We start from the raw sequence: 13,799 nt of genomic DNA, 5'->3' as shown, positions 1-13,799 counted from the left end.
AGCATCAAGCAAGTGGTATCAGCATGGGATGACGTCGTCCTGACTGCTTGACCGCAGACAACCCAAAGTTGACCGCAGCGTGCATCTGGCACTTTTCTTGCCTCAGAGTTGACCGTGGAGGACAAAACTCACTGCGCCCGCGTCAAGTTTTCCCGCGCCAGCCAGCGGCATTATCACTTCACTGTAGCGCAAAGATAAAAAAGCGCGGTGAAGCTGCCGCACCAACAATGACGACGGGGAAAAGACGATGACGAATAAGCTCAAACCCACGCTTGGTACCCTGCATTTGTGGGGCATTGCGGTTGGACTGGTGATTTCCGGGGAATATTTTGGCTGGAGTTACGGATGGGGCGTGGCGGGCACGCTGGGATTTCTCATCACCACCGCGATGATCGCTACCATGTATACCTGTTTTATTTTCAGCTTCACCGAACTGACCACCGCGATTCCGCATGCCGGCGGCCCATTTGCCTACAGCCGCCGCGCGTTCGGTGAAACCGGCGGCTTGATCGCGGGCCTCGCCACGCTGATTGAGTTCGTATTCGCACCGCCGGCGATTGCCATGGCGATTGGCGCTTACCTCAACGTGCAATATCCCGATCTCAATCCGAAAACCGCCGCAGTCGGCGCCTATATCGTCTTCATGACGCTGAACATTCTCGGCGTTAAATTGGCGGCGATGTTCGAATTGGTGGTCACGGTGCTGGCGGTTCTGGAGCTGCTGGTGTTTATGGGCGTGGTGTCGCCAGGCTTCAGCATCGCCAACTTTGCCGCGAACGGCTGGGCGGGCAGCGATCACTTCGGCATGCCGGCGATGTCGGGCATCTTCGCCGCGATTCCGTTCGCCATCTGGTTCTTCCTGGCGATTGAGGGCGCGGCGATGGCGGCCGAAGAGGCCAAAGATCCGAAGCGCACCATTCCCAAAGCCTACATCACCGGCATTCTGACGCTGGTAGTGCTGGCGATTGGCGTGATGCTGCTGGCCGGTGGCGCTGGCGACTGGCGCAAGCTGTCGGACATCAACGATCCGCTGCCGCAGGCAATGAAGATGATTGTTGGTGAAAACTCCAACTGGATGCACATGCTAGTGTGGATTGGTCTATTTGGGCTGATTGCCAGCTTCCACGGCATTATTCTCGGCTATTCGCGCCAGTTCTTCGCCCTCGCCCGCGCCGGCTATCTGCCACAGAGTTTGGCCAAGCTGTCGCGCTTCCAGACGCCGCACCGCGCGATTATCGCCGGGGGTTTGATTGGTATCGCTGCCATCTACAGCGATGGCTTTATCAATCTGCAAGGCATGACGCTGACCGCCGCGATGATCACCATGGCGGTATTCGGCGCGATTGTGATGTATCTGATGAGCATGCTGAGCCTGTTTAAACTGCGCCGCACTGCGCCAGAGATGGAACGCAGCTTCCGTGCGCCGGGCTACCCAATTGTGCCCGGCATTGCGCTGGTGCTGTCGCTGGTGTGTCTGGTGGCGATGCTGTGGTTTAACCCGGTGATTGGCGGCCTGTTTGTGGCGATTATGGCGGTGGGATATGTCTACTTCCTGGCGACCAAAGCCCAGCGCGATAACGCACCGCAGGATTCGATGTTAGTGGGTGAGTAAGTGGGTTAGTGCTGGCTGTCCCCCATCCCGGCCTTCCCCCGCAAGCGGGGGAAGGAGACGCTGCCACATGCAGCCTCCAAACTCACATATAGCAGCATCTTCCTCCCCCATTTATGGGGGAGGACCGAGGAGGGGGACAGCAGGCACAAACCGAGGAGGGGGAAAGCGAGCACATACAGAGGTGCGTAAAAGAAACTACCCTTTCAACGGCCACAACCACGCTGCCCCACGCACGCCGCTCGAATCCCCGTGCACCGCCTTTAGCACCGGTGTTTCACACTCGCGGCCAAACACCCACTGCTTCATCAGGGCCGGCACGGTTTGATACAGGCGATCGTTATTACTCATGCCGCCGCCCAGCACAATCACATCGGGATCAAGCAGATTCACCACCTGCGCCAGCGATTTCGCCAGACGCATTTCGTAGCGATTCATCGCCAGCTCCGCCACCGGATCCTGCTGCTCAATCAGCTTGATGATCTCCGCACCTTTCAGCGCTTTACCGCTCAGACGCTGATAATCGATTGCAAAACCGGTACCCGATACAAAGGTCTCAATGCAGCCCTGCAAGCCGCAATAACAGGGCACTTCGGCGCGATGGCGCAGTTCATCTTCGTCCATCCACGGCAGCGGATTGTGGCCCCACTCACCGGCATTGCCGTTACCACCAATGCGCGACTCACCGCCAATCGCTACGCCCGCGCCCGATCCGGTGCCAATTATCACCGCAAACACCAGCGGCTGACCCGCGCCCGCGCCATCTACCGCTTCGGAAACCGCCAGACAATTCGCGTCATTGGCAATGCGCACGTCACGATTCAGCGCCTGCGCTAAATCCTTATCCAGCGGCTGACCGTTCAGCCAGGTGGAGTTGGCGTTTTTCACCCGCTGCGTATAGGGCGAAATCGTGCCGGGGATGCCGATGCCGACCGTGCCCTGCTGCCCGGTTTTCTCCTCTGCCAGCAGCACTAAATCGACAATCGCCTGAACCGTGGCAGCGTAGTCGTCACGCGGCGTGTTAACGCGATGACGGAACAGCTCCTGACCCTGATCAGACAGTGCAATCACTTCAATTTTGGTACCGCCTAAATCAATCCCGATGCGCACGATTTATTCCTCATTATTCGTTCTGGTGACAAATACAGTAGAAGGCTGAATCGGGAAAGGCAATGAAACCCATCCGATGTTTCGCTATCATGCGCGCTGACTTAGAGACTTGTGCGCCCGATCGCACCCACGGTAAGGAATTCCGATGTTGTGGTTTAAAAATATGATGGTTTATCGTCTGAATCGTGACATTCCGCTGTCCGCAGACGATCTGGAAAAGCAGCTCGACGCCTTCACCTTTTCGCCGTGCGGCAGCCAGGATATGGCGAAAACCGGCTGGGTTTCACCGATGGGCAACCGCAGCGACGCGCTGACGCATGAAATCAATGGTCAGATGGTGATTTGCGCGCGCACCGAGCAGAAAATTCTGCCGTCGCCGGTGGTGAAGCAGGCGCTGGAAGCCAAAATCGACAAGCTGGAAGCGGAACAGAGCCGCAAGCTGAAGAAGACTGAGAAAGACTCGCTGAAAGATGAAGTGCTGCACAGCCTGCTGCCGCGCGCGTTTAGCCGTTTCAGCCAGACGTATATGTGGATCGACACCGTTAACAACCTGATCATCGTCGATTGCGCCAGCGCCAAGAAGGCCGAAGATACGCTGGCGCTGCTGCGTAAAAGCCTCGGTTCGCTGCCGGTCGTTCCTTTAACGCTGGAGAATCCGATCGAGCTGACGCTGACCGAATGGGTGCGCTCTGGTGAGCTGCCAGCCGGTTTTGCCTTGATGGATGAAGCCGAACTGAAAGCGATGCTGGAAGATGGCGGCGTGATCCGCTGTAAGAAGCAGGACCTGATTTCTGACGAGATCGCCACGCACATTGAAGCCGGTAAAGTGGTCACCAAACTGGCGCTCGACTGGCAGGAACGCATTCAGTTCGTCATCGCCGATGATGCTTCAGTGAAGCGTTTGAAGTTTAGCGACACGCTGCGTGAGCAGAATGATGACATTGACCGCGATGATTTCGCCCAGCGTTTCGATGCCGATTTCATTCTGATGACCAGCGAACTGGCTGCGTTGATCAGCAATTTAGTAGAAGCGTTAGGCGGCGAAGCGAAGCGTTAATCTCCCTCGAACCTGGTCGTCATGAATGGCGACCCTACGACAGACCTGCGCGGATTTTCGTAGGGTGCGCATTCATGCGCACCTATTACTCAGCAATAAAAAAACCTGCGCTTCACAGAGAGTCGCAGGTTTAAGATGTTCTAAAGGTTGAGTTTAGAGGTAGCGGCACAGATAAGACGAAGGCTCGGCCACCTGCAGATGGAATTCGCTCTGGCCTGGCACGCTGAACACGGCGCCAGCTTCGTACCATTTCCACTTGGTTTCACCCGGCAGCAGCACTTTCAGCGCGCCGCTTACTACCGTCATCTCTTCCGGTTGGTTGGTGCCGAAGGTGTATTCACCTTCCGCCATCACGCCAACGCTGGCACGGCCAATGGTCACGCTGTCGAAACCAATGGATTTCACTTTTCCGTCGAAATACTCACTTGTATTGAGCATATTACTTCCTCACAGCACATTATCGTGACTGGCAGATTACTAAGGAACTCGCTGATCTGTCACGCGAATTAGCGCCACAGATCGCAACTTGTGATCTCTCCGCATTAGACGATCAATTCTGCCGCCAGCTTGGCGACCAGCACGTTCGACAACAGTACCGGAATGCCCAGCATTTTCTGCAGGAAATCACGGTGCTTCTGGTGATAGCCGATGCAATCCAGTACCACCACATCCGCGCCCTGCTCCTGCAGCGACAATCCCGCTTCCACCAAATCGGCCTGCTCCGCCAGATAGGGACTGGCGACGGCAAAGCACGGCGGCGTATCCAGATTGCGCCACTTGTTGGCCTGCTCGGCAATCTGTTCTGCTACCGGCACCACAATGCCAACTTTATGTTGTTGCACAATCGCGCGCACCAGCGGCGGGATGATGCGATCCGGCTCCAGCAGCAAGGCAGATTGCGTTTTCAGCGTGCCAAATTCGCCGGTGCACAGCAGCAGAATGGTGTCGTAGCCCTGCTCTTCCAGCGCGTTGATCTTACGTTGCAGTCCCTGCTCCACTTTTGGTCCCGACAGGCGCACCTGCTCGCCGCTGATCATGCGCGACACCAGCACCGTTTCGCCCGGCGCGGGCGCATACTGCTGCTCGACGTCGGTCAGCGTCAAACCGTCGAGTAAACCGGCATGCGCCACCTGATCGGCAGGCAGATGTTCCAGCAGCAACGGCAGAATGTCGCTGCGCGGTGATTGACCAATCGTCAGTGTGACCAGGGAGATAGTCATCATCAGGCTTTCCGGTTGCGCAGATGGCTGAGACTACCATACAAAGAGAGCAGCAGAGCGTACTCTTGCGCGTCGTAGAAGTGACAGGTTTCACGCCCGAACTCTTTCGCCACTTCCACCGCAAACTTCACCGCTAAGGCGATATCCACTTCGTGGCTCGCGCCGGTGCCGCAGCCCGGCACCACCGATTCGGCGCAGATCGCCACGCCGACCACCGGCACATCCGTCGCGGTGGAAGGCTGCAAAATACTGTTGAGGTGATAAACCCCGTTGCCGTATGGCGTGATGTCCTGCGTGGTGATCGGGAAGGTGACCGCCGGTTTGCCGCTGGTCATCTCCATGATGCGCAGCAGATCTTCTGACACGCGCAGGATGTAACCCTCTTTCACCGTCGGCGACAGCGCGTAGCCTTTGTGATTGAGAATGCGGTTACCTTTGGTGGTATCGATCGACAGAATCGCATCGACGCCCGCAATCACTTCGTTGTCATTCATGGTGATGTCGTCGCACGGCGAATCCATGAAATCGACCGGTTCGTGCGGACGGGTTGGCGCATCCGGGCAGATGTGGGTCGTGATGATCACATCACCGGCCAGCACGTCGCCTTTGGTTTGCATCTGCGCCAGCTTCAGCGCACTGCTCACCGCCGCGACTGCGCCATCGGCGTCTGACACCATCCCAATACGCGTTGGACGCGCACCGATACCGCCGAGACGCCCAATGATGCCCAGCGTTGGTGCGTTGCCGCCGTTGCTTTTGCCCTGCGCGCCGGGAATGTCGATGCGGACGAAATCGGTCCGCCCTTTGGGCCCGCTGACGCGTTTCGTGCTGGCGGTGACGCCCGGATAGCCCGCGAACAGATCAACCACCTGTTGGCCATCAATGTAGGCGCTATCGAGTAACTCAAAGACCTGCAGTGTCTGCTGTAAACTCATAATAAATTCCCTGGATTATTTTTTAGTGCCGCTGGCAAAAAGTGAATGGAAGAAGCTGTAGAGCGCGTCGCCGGCGATAAATCCAGCGGCCATCACCTCCATCGGTGAACGTCCACGCTCGCCCCACACGCGCAGGATGATAATGCGCAGCGCGATGCCCACCATCACCGCCCAACCCGCCGCGGCGTTGTTGATCAATAAACCGGTCGCCAGCAACACACCAAGCTGACGCTTCGGTCCGCCGATCAGCTGGATGATGGCGCCCGGAATCGCCCACATCAGCAGATTTCCAGCGATACCCGGCTCGGCGCCGGCCTGAATGGTTTTGGCATAGACGCGCGCCACCGGCGGCAGCAGATTCTCGGCAAAGAAAATCGTATGCGCGTACCACACCACGGGAATACAGATCACAAAGGCGATCATCGCGGCGATCAGCTGAATGCGGCGACCCCACAGCTCTTGCTGCACATCAGCACCGTTGCCGCGCAGGATAAAACCCGCTTTCAGGTCATAACCCATATCGGCAAACGCCGGACCGGTGGCGGCGGTAAAGCCGCACAGCAGGCACAACGCCAGCGGCGGGAAGCCGAGCAGAATGCCGAGAATCAGGGTGATCAGTGCCACCGCAAAGGCCGGGAACCAGCCGGAGTGCATCGCGGCGATACCAACAATCAGTTCATGCACGAAAGCAGCAAAGGCGGCGTAGAGGATAAACAGCACCAGCATCGGCAGGCCCATCTGGCTCCACAAGCCGCCCGCCAGCGCCAGCAGCGTAGAGATAACGATGTAACCGACGGTGCCGAAACCCAGCGACCGTTTCACTTCGCTGTCGCTACGGCTGACGTTGACCTGATCATTGCGGCGGCTGCGAATCACCTGCACCACCTGAATCAACGCCACCAAACCGGCACCGACCATCACGCCGTGCGGAATATAGAGCGCGTTGATATCGATACCAGCAACCGGTTGCGCGTAAGCACGCAGCAGGAAACCAATACCGAGCATGCTCAGCGCCCAGATATTGCCGATAAACGCGGTACCAAATGCCGACATGGGAATCTTCAGCATCGAACCGACGATGCCGCCAACAATGCCCACCACCAGCAACCATGCCTGACGACCGCCTTTATCACCGGCTTTGATCGCTTCGGCTGCTGCCACACCCGGCGGCCAGGCATTGCTGGCCGGGAAGACGCGCGTATCAAACAGGCGATAGAGTAAATAAGCATCGAGCAGCATCGCCGCGCTGACGCCGACAAACAGCGGCAGCACCAGCTGCGGCTCGCCCAACGCCCACGGCACCGCGATGGGCATCAACAGGCTGTTGGCGGCACCAAAGGTGGCAGAAGAGATGGCGGTTTGCGCAAGGTTTTGGACTTCAATGGAGCGATAGCGACGAAACCATTGCAGTGGAATACGCGCCAGCAATATGGCAAACAGCGCGCCGATAATAGAGGTATTGGGTGTTACCCCAATAGTGGTAATAAGCTGAACCCCAATGATGGCGCCTGCAACGGACAGCAGAACCAGCATTAAGGCAACGCCAACACTTTTTATTGGATTATTTTGACGCATAAGATCCCCGTATTTTCACCCTGTAGAAAACGCGTTAATTCGCAGCGCCCGACACGCGGGACATCAACGTTTTTATATTAATCGTTCCCTGATTATTGAAATAAGCAGGTCCGAAGACCTGCTATTTCCCTGGTGTGGCGCGAATAAACGCCTTCAAAACTTAAAATAGGGTTTCCTGTTCAGACAGGATTATGCGCCGTACTTTTCGGCCATCAGTGCAGCCGTTGCGCGTAGTTCGCTGAGCAGCATCTCCGGATAACCGGGCGCCGCTTCTTGCGATAAAAACGAGAGACAAAGCGCGGCACTTTCACCGCGATGTTTATTGGTTACCGCAACCGCTAACGAGCTGATGCCTGGCAGCGTCTCATTGCGCGCCAGTGCCCAGCCTTGCTGGCGAATCACAGCTAACTCCTGGCATAAGGCATCCACGCTCAGCGGCGAATTCATCGAAGCCGCCTGCCAGTTGCTGGCAAAACGATCGCGGACTTCTTCATCACTGAGCTGCGCCAGCAGCACGCGTCCGGTCGAGGTGCCGGTTAATGAAACGCGCGTGCCCGGCGGCGTCACCAGTTGGGTGAAGAAACGGCCGTGATACATGCGCATCACCAGCACATCATCGCCATCCAGCACCGAGATATAGCCCATGCAGCCGCTGCTGGCGGCCAGACGCGCCATCGGCGCCGACGCGCTATCCACCAGCGGTGTCGACAGATAGTGACCTGCCACCGACAGCAGCACACGACCAATCTGGAAGCAGCGGCTCTCAGCGTCACGCTCAAGTAAGCCTTCACTTTCCATGGTTGCCAGCAGGCGCGATACCGTACTTTTCGGCAACCCCAACGCATCCACCACCTCGGTAAAGGTTAAGCCGGGATGGCCCTGCGTCACGCCAAATCGCTGAAACAGCTTCAGTACGGCGGAGGCATTTTCGAGTGTGGTCATGGTGTCGGTTTCACTATATGGAACTGAGTTCCTCTATCAATAACCAGAAAATAAAGCGCTACGCTTTTGCGGTCAAGCGCAAATTTTAAGCCGGACGTTTCTGAGGAAATTTAAGGCAGAATTAAATACGGCGTGAAGTGGGAAATAAATGACGTAATCAGGTGAGTTAAATATTCAGCAGGAAAGTGTGTAACTTTTTTGGAATATTGCAGTTTTTCGGCGGAGATTCTTTACCCTAAATAGTTCAAGTCCCCTCATGGGGCCTACTCTTGGTGCAGGAAGGCGGCAAATGTGTGAATCCCCAGGAGCTTACTTAGGTAAGTGACTGGGGTGAACACATGCAGCCAACGCACCTGCAGCTTGGAATATGACGGGTAAAGTTAATCTTTACCGGCGTCCTCATAGCGCTCTTTGGCATCTTGCGCTTCGGCTTCGGTTTTGTGTTCGCTAATTAACGTATCGGGTTTGGGATGGTCAGCACGCAATTCATACCAGGTGACGGTTTGATCCGCCGAACCTTTTTCAACGGCGACAATACGCGCGACGCGCGGATAGGGTGGTTTAGTTGGCATAGTTTTCCCTCTTCTATCAGTTGTCCACAGACAGCGGTGATCCTCTGCCTAACGCTAAGTATAGACAACGGAGAATCGCTGCAAAAAAACAGAGAGAAATCTGAGGGTTTAGCTGGCGCGCGCCAGAGAGAGCGATTGCAGAATGTGCTCAACCACGCGATCGGGCGATTGCATCGCGTTGACTTCATGATGCGCGGTTTGACGATACAGATGGGCACGCTCACGCAGGATATCGCCCATCTCTTCGGCAATCGGGCGGCCGGTTAACGTAGGACGCTGCGCTGCTTCCGGCTGATGTTCCAGACGATCGGCCAGCACTTCCGAGGGCGCATTCAGCCAAATCACCTGACCGTGTTCGCGCATAAAGCGACAATTCACTTCAGCCAGCACCATGCCGCCGCCAGTGGCGATGACCGTATTCGGCGCGGTGACCGCACGCAGCGATTCCGTTTCGCGGGCGCGGAAACTATCCCACCCTTCAGACGCCACAATCTCTGCCACGCTGCGTTGCGTAGTGAGTTGCAGATAGTGATCGGTATCGTTAAAGGCATAGCCCAGCGCTTGCGACAGCGCCTTGCCAACAGTGGTTTTACCGCAACCGCGTGCGCCGATCAGATAGATGGGTAATGACATCCGGGCTCATCCTCCGCCGTAATGTGCCGCGCGGGCAACGTCATCAGGTCAATAATGCGTCGCATAATACCTGGATTTTATTTTATCAGCCACCCGCGAGGCACGATTTACGCGTATTTCAGTCACATCTTAAGCTAGCCGTTTGAAAAGCCAGCGAAAAACAATGCATGAATCGTGCATCGGGCCAAATGTAACAGCGGCCAACATTTCCTTACCAGGCCGCTGATTTACTTTCTTGAGTCGCGCCCTCATATATGAGGCATACCTTAAAGGAGGGTTCCCCATGCAAAGCGAAGAACAACAACTGATTGAAAACCTGTTCAGCCGCCTGAAACAGGCTGAGACGCAAAGCGGCCCGCGTGATGCTGGCGCAGAGCAGTTAATCAAACAGCATTTACAGAATCAGCCCGGCGCGCCTTATTACATGTCGCAGGCGATCCTGATTCAGGAAGCGGCGCTGAAAAAGCTCAATGCGCAGGTTACGGATCTGGAAAATCGTCTGGCGCAGGCGCAGCAGCAACAGGCACCGCAGCAGAGCAGCGGCGGTTTTCTCTCCAGCCTGTTTGGCGGCGGATCGCGCCCGGCAGCGCAACAGCAACCAGCGTGGGGGAATCCACCGCCGCAGCCGCAACAGCAGTATGCGCCACCACCACAGCAGCAATATGCCGCACCGGCGGCACGCGGCACTGGCTTCCTCGGCGGCGCGTTGCAAACGGCCGTTGGCGTGGCGGGCGGCGTGGTGATGGCGGATATGCTGACCAGCATGTTCCACCATTCACAGCCGGAAGAGATCGTTAACATCATCAACGAACCGGCGTTGCCGCAGGTGGATAACAGCCTCGATACCTTTAACGGCAACGACAGCAACAACGCGTTCCTCAACAACGATAATTCGGGTTGGGATAACAACGTTGCGGATAACAATGATTTCGGCGATTTTGGCGGCGACTACGATGACGATGACAGCTTCGTCTGATTAGCGCTGACGTAACCACTTATCGAGTTCGTTAGCAAACAGTTGGCGGTCGCGTTGGCTTAAGGTCGATGGTCCGCCACTCTGAATTCCGCTAGCGCGCATCGTCTCCATGAAGTCACGCATGGTTAAGCGCTGACGAATGGTGTCTGTCGAGTAACGTTCTCCGCGCGGATTCAACGCCGCTGCGCCCTTCTCCAGTACTTCCGCCGCCAGCGGAATATCGCCGGTGATCACCAACTCGCCGGGCTGCACCCGTTTCACAATCTCGTTATCCGCCACGTCGAACCCCGCTGCGACCTGCAGCGTTTTCAGCCACGGCGACGGCGGCACGCGCAGCGGCTGGTTGGCGACAAAGGTCACGGTAATTTTGGCGCGCTCGGCCGCGCGGTACAGCACTTCTTTGATGACATTGGGACAGGCATCCGCATCAACCCAAATCGACATGATGAATCCTTCTTAACCGGCAATGAGGCTGATCTTGCCGTGCTGCGGCAGAATCGCAACTGTTTTTGCTGGCCGCCCGCCTTGTTATTAATCCCTGCTGACGTAAGCTTACCCCCACAGAAAATGAACCACTTAGAGGATAAAGCGATGCTGGAGAAGAAAATCGGGTTTGTCGGCTGCGGCAATATGGCGAAAGCCATTATTAGCGGACTGGTTAACAGCGGGCAGATCGCCCCCGCCAATATCTGGGTATTCGACCGCAAGCCCGCCACTAATCAGGCGATGGCGCAGCAATATGGCGTTACCGCCGCAGAGAGTGTGGAAAGTCTGGCGCGCGAAGTGGATATCCTGTTTGGCGCGGTGAAACCCAATGTGATTCTCAAAGTGCTGAAAGATCTTGCCGGCCAGCTGAAGAAAGATGTGCTGGTGGTCTCGATTGCGGCCGGCGTAACGCTGGATTCTCTGGCGTCGGTGCTCGGCCACGATCGCAAAATCATCCGCGTGATGCCCAACACGCCCTCGCTGGTGAACGAAGGCATGACCTCGGTGACGCCAAACGTGCTGGTGGAAGCGCATGAAGTGGATGAAGTGGTGGGCATTTTCGAAAGCTTCGGCAAAGCGGCGGTGGTGAATGAATACCTGATTCACGCGGTGGTCGGCGTCAGCGGCTCAGCGCCAGCGTATGTGTTTATGTTTATCGAAGCGATGGCCGATGCCGCGGTGCTCGGCGGCATGCCGCGTGCGCAGGCGTATCAGTTCGCGGCGCAGGCGGTCAAAGGCTCGGCGCAGATGGTGCTGGAAACCGGCAAGCATCCGGGCGAGCTGAAGGATATGGTGTGCTCGCCAGGCGGCACAACCATTGAAGCGGTGAAAGTGCTGGAAGAGAAAGGCTTCCGCGCTGCGGTGATGAACGCGATGCAGCAATGTATGGCGAAGTCAGAGACGTTGAGTAAGCAGTGATCGGTGCGGCTTGCCCCTCACCCTAACCCTCTCCCGCAAGCGGGAGAGGGAACCAATAGAGCATATGGCAGCATCTCCCACAGGGAGAGGGAATTGATCGTGCGTCTCCCTCTCCCTGTGGGAGAGGGCCGGGGTGAGGGCATCAGGCCGCAGAGTACGCCTCATACAACGCAATACCCTGCGCCAGCGTCATGGGCTGCTGCATCTCCTGCACCAGCGCTGCCGTCAGCGTATACAGCCCGGCAGAACACACCGCCGCAATCATCCCTTCCTGACAATAGAAAGCGATAAACTGCTTATTCTGCAGCGATCCCAGCAGCCGGTAATCATCCCACTCTTCCGCATGCCCCAAATACTCATAACGCGTCCCGTAATGCGCGGTCCAGAAGAACGGCACGCGGTCATACAGAATCTGTTTTCCTAACATATTCAGCGCCGCGATGCGCCCTTGCTGATGCGCCACGCGATAGTGCTCAATACGTTGTGGGCCCTGCACCGACGGATAACTGGCGATATCGCCGGCCACCCAGATGTTATCGGCTACGCGCAGCTGGCTGTCGGTGAGCAAACTGCCATCCTCTTCCAGCGGCAGATCGTGGATGAATGTTGTCGCCGGCACCACGCCTGTACCAAACAGCACCACACTGGCATCGACTTTTTTGCCACTCTTCAGGCGCACGGCATTTACTTTGCCCTCGCCTTCCAGCGCCACCGGATCGCCTTCGACAAACTTCACGCCGTTACTGCGATGCAGATCATAAAAATGGCGGCCAATCTCTTCGCCAAACTGTTGAGCAAACGGCAGCGGATGGCGCGCAATCACCGTGACATCAACATCACGATTACGCAGCGATCCCGCCATCTCCATGCCAATAAAGCTGTTGCCGATAATCACCAACTGCTCGGTCTTATCGACTTCCTTTAGCAGTTCATCGGCCTGATTGAGCGAGCGCAGCAGATGCACGCCGTCGAGATCTTTACCCGGTATATCCAGCGCTTGCGGCACGCTGCCGCTGGCAATCAGCAGTTGGTCAAACTTCACCTGCTGGCCGCCTTTGAGGATCAGCGTTTGCTCAAGCGCTTTGAGCTGCTCGACATCGCCCTGAATCCGCTCCACCGTGCCCAGCACATCCTGCTTCAGCAGCTTCGGTACATCTTCAATCGCCATTTTGCCTGACGGCACAAATTTGCTCAGCGCGGTGCGATCGTAAGGCGCAGCCGATTCCCGCTCAATCAGCACGATGTGCCCGCTAAAACCTGCATCGCGTAGCGTCCAGATCGCCGCGCTGCCCGCCGCGCCAGAACCCAGAATCACGCAAACCGGCGTCTCGTCTTGTGCAGAAGGCGCACTGGCGGGCGACATCGCCTGCGGACTAACCAGCACTTTGCCTTGTTCGATGCGCACCGGATAACGCTTGAGATTGGCCAGCGCCAGCGGCTCGCACATCTGCCCATCCTGCAGCTGAAATACCGCTTTGTGCCACGGACAGATCAGCTTGTCGCCACACACCGCGCCCTGCTCTAACGGCGCACCGGCGTGCGGACATTTGGCCTGAAACGCCTGCACACGCTCATCATCACGAATTAACACCACATCGGTGTCGCCGACGGTAAATTTGGTGGGTTTGCGCTGCGCCAGCGACTTGAGTTCTACGACAGTTTGATAGCTCACGTTAGGCCTCCTTTCTTCTGGTTTTTGATGTAAACAGCAAATCCCTACAAAGAGTAAGCCTGGCAAAGCATGGTGATTTGTCCGCAACAACAAA

Annotated in this window: 14 protein-coding genes; 4 read left to right on the top strand and 10 right to left on the bottom strand. The window is 56.8% G+C overall.

What is annotated here, in order from left to right; genetic code table 11:
- The first annotated feature begins 247 nt into the window (after positions 1 to 247).
- Positions 248 to 1,612 carry an ethanolamine permease gene (gene eat / locus AC6I8A_RS04955; RefSeq protein WP_061717487.1) on the top strand — a complete coding sequence of 455 codons (1,365 nt, stop codon included), beginning with the start codon at positions 248 to 250 and terminating at the stop codon, positions 1,610 to 1,612.
- Between the two features lie 195 nt (positions 1,613 to 1,807).
- Here the strand turns inward: eat and mak are convergent, their stop codons facing one another.
- On the bottom strand, positions 1,808 to 2,719 hold the full coding sequence (gene mak, locus AC6I8A_RS04950) for a fructokinase (RefSeq protein ID WP_110867766.1): 912 nt from the start codon (positions 2,717 to 2,719) through the stop codon (positions 1,808 to 1,810).
- A gap of 145 nt (positions 2,720 to 2,864) precedes the next feature.
- Between mak and rdgC the strand changes: the two genes are divergently transcribed.
- Positions 2,865 to 3,776 carry a recombination-associated protein RdgC gene (gene rdgC, locus AC6I8A_RS04945; protein WP_265299830.1) on the top strand — a complete coding sequence of 304 codons (912 nt, stop codon included), beginning with the start codon at positions 2,865 to 2,867 and terminating at the stop codon, positions 3,774 to 3,776.
- 153 nt (positions 3,777 to 3,929) lie between these two features.
- On the opposite strand, the gene ppnP is transcribed toward rdgC, so the two are convergent.
- The 7 genes from ppnP to aroL all read right to left on the bottom strand — a co-directional run bounded on the left by ppnP (position 3,930) and on the right by aroL (position 9,653).
- A complete protein-coding gene (gene ppnP, locus AC6I8A_RS04940) occupies positions 3,930 to 4,214 on the bottom strand; it encodes a pyrimidine/purine nucleoside phosphorylase (protein ID WP_497818116.1) in 285 nt (94 codons plus the stop codon).
- 104 nt (positions 4,215 to 4,318) lie between these two features.
- Positions 4,319 to 4,996 (bottom strand): AroM family protein, encoded by a 678-nt coding sequence (locus AC6I8A_RS04935; protein ID WP_265299996.1) that lies wholly within the window; start codon positions 4,994 to 4,996, stop codon positions 4,319 to 4,321.
- 2 nt (positions 4,997 to 4,998) lie between these two features.
- Positions 4,999 to 5,931, bottom strand: coding sequence for a DUF1177 domain-containing protein (locus AC6I8A_RS04930; RefSeq protein WP_265299833.1), 933 nt, complete (start codon positions 5,929 to 5,931; stop codon positions 4,999 to 5,001).
- Between the two features lie 15 nt (positions 5,932 to 5,946).
- Entirely contained in the window at positions 5,947 to 7,506 is a 1,560-nt protein-coding gene (locus tag AC6I8A_RS04925) for an OPT/YSL family transporter (protein WP_497818115.1), read from the bottom strand.
- 189 nt (positions 7,507 to 7,695) lie between these two features.
- Complete coding sequence (locus tag AC6I8A_RS04920; protein WP_154153678.1) at positions 7,696 to 8,448, bottom strand: IclR family transcriptional regulator; 753 nt, start codon at positions 8,446 to 8,448, stop codon at positions 7,696 to 7,698.
- A gap of 380 nt (positions 8,449 to 8,828) precedes the next feature.
- Positions 8,829 to 9,020 (bottom strand): YaiA family protein, encoded by a 192-nt coding sequence (locus AC6I8A_RS04915; RefSeq protein ID WP_008106056.1) that lies wholly within the window; start codon positions 9,018 to 9,020, stop codon positions 8,829 to 8,831.
- Positions 9,021 to 9,128: 108 nt separating this feature from the next.
- Positions 9,129 to 9,653 (bottom strand): shikimate kinase AroL, encoded by a 525-nt coding sequence (aroL, locus tag AC6I8A_RS04910; protein WP_256695752.1) that lies wholly within the window; start codon positions 9,651 to 9,653, stop codon positions 9,129 to 9,131.
- Positions 9,654 to 9,936: 283 nt separating this feature from the next.
- On the opposite strand from aroL, the gene AC6I8A_RS04905 reads away from it, so the two are divergent.
- Complete coding sequence (locus AC6I8A_RS04905) at positions 9,937 to 10,629, top strand: DUF2076 domain-containing protein (RefSeq protein ID WP_179451729.1); 693 nt, start codon at positions 9,937 to 9,939, stop codon at positions 10,627 to 10,629.
- Here the strand turns inward: AC6I8A_RS04905 and AC6I8A_RS04900 are convergent, their stop codons facing one another.
- Positions 10,630 to 11,073 carry a YaiI/YqxD family protein gene (locus AC6I8A_RS04900; RefSeq protein WP_293791661.1) on the bottom strand — a complete coding sequence of 148 codons (444 nt, stop codon included), beginning with the start codon at positions 11,071 to 11,073 and terminating at the stop codon, positions 10,630 to 10,632. It abuts the gene before it with no gap.
- A 147-nt stretch (positions 11,074 to 11,220) separates the two neighbouring features.
- On the opposite strand from AC6I8A_RS04900, the gene proC reads away from it, so the two are divergent.
- Complete coding sequence (proC, locus tag AC6I8A_RS04895) at positions 11,221 to 12,033, top strand: pyrroline-5-carboxylate reductase (RefSeq protein WP_256698376.1); 813 nt, start codon at positions 11,221 to 11,223, stop codon at positions 12,031 to 12,033.
- Positions 12,034 to 12,175: 142 nt separating this feature from the next.
- Here the strand turns inward: proC and AC6I8A_RS04890 are convergent, their stop codons facing one another.
- The gene (locus AC6I8A_RS04890) at positions 12,176 to 13,705 is read right to left on the bottom strand and encodes an FAD-dependent oxidoreductase (RefSeq protein WP_497818114.1); all 1,530 of its coding nucleotides are present in this window, start codon (positions 13,703 to 13,705) and stop codon (positions 12,176 to 12,178) included.
- Between the last annotated feature and the right edge of the window lie 94 nt (positions 13,706 to 13,799).

Source organism: Pantoea sp. X-Soil-ISGK-275, from assembly GCF_059730795.1.
The sequence above is the reverse complement of the archived record's forward strand: the minus strand, read 5'-3'. Positions and strand labels throughout refer to the sequence as shown.

Bases quoted from the DNA above. Each gene is read 5' to 3' on its own strand.
- AC6I8A_RS04900 (WP_293791661.1), bottom strand. From the start codon at position 11,073: ATGTCGATTTGGGTTGATGCGGATGCCTGTCCCAATGTCATCAAAGAA.
- AC6I8A_RS04905 (WP_179451729.1), top strand. From the start codon at position 9,937: ATGCAAAGCGAAGAACAACAACTGATTGAAAACCTGTTCAGCCGCCTG.
- proC (WP_256698376.1), top strand. From the start codon at position 11,221: ATGCTGGAGAAGAAAATCGGGTTTGTCGGCTGCGGCAATATGGCGAAA.
- eat (WP_061717487.1), top strand. From the start codon at position 248: ATGACGAATAAGCTCAAACCCACGCTTGGTACCCTGCATTTGTGGGGC.
- AC6I8A_RS04930 (WP_265299833.1), bottom strand. From the start codon at position 5,931: ATGAGTTTACAGCAGACACTGCAGGTCTTTGAGTTACTCGATAGCGCC.
- AC6I8A_RS04935 (WP_265299996.1), bottom strand. From the start codon at position 4,996: ATGACTATCTCCCTGGTCACACTGACGATTGGTCAATCACCGCGCAGC.
- aroL (WP_256695752.1), bottom strand. From the start codon at position 9,653: ATGTCATTACCCATCTATCTGATCGGCGCACGCGGTTGCGGTAAAACC.
- AC6I8A_RS04925 (WP_497818115.1), bottom strand. From the start codon at position 7,506: ATGCGTCAAAATAATCCAATAAAAAGTGTTGGCGTTGCCTTAATGCTG.
- AC6I8A_RS04920 (WP_154153678.1), bottom strand. From the start codon at position 8,448: ATGACCACACTCGAAAATGCCTCCGCCGTACTGAAGCTGTTTCAGCGA.
- AC6I8A_RS04915 (WP_008106056.1), bottom strand. From the start codon at position 9,020: ATGCCAACTAAACCACCCTATCCGCGCGTCGCGCGTATTGTCGCCGTT.
- rdgC (WP_265299830.1), top strand. From the start codon at position 2,865: ATGTTGTGGTTTAAAAATATGATGGTTTATCGTCTGAATCGTGACATT.
- ppnP (WP_497818116.1), bottom strand. From the start codon at position 4,214: ATGCTCAATACAAGTGAGTATTTCGACGGAAAAGTGAAATCCATTGGT.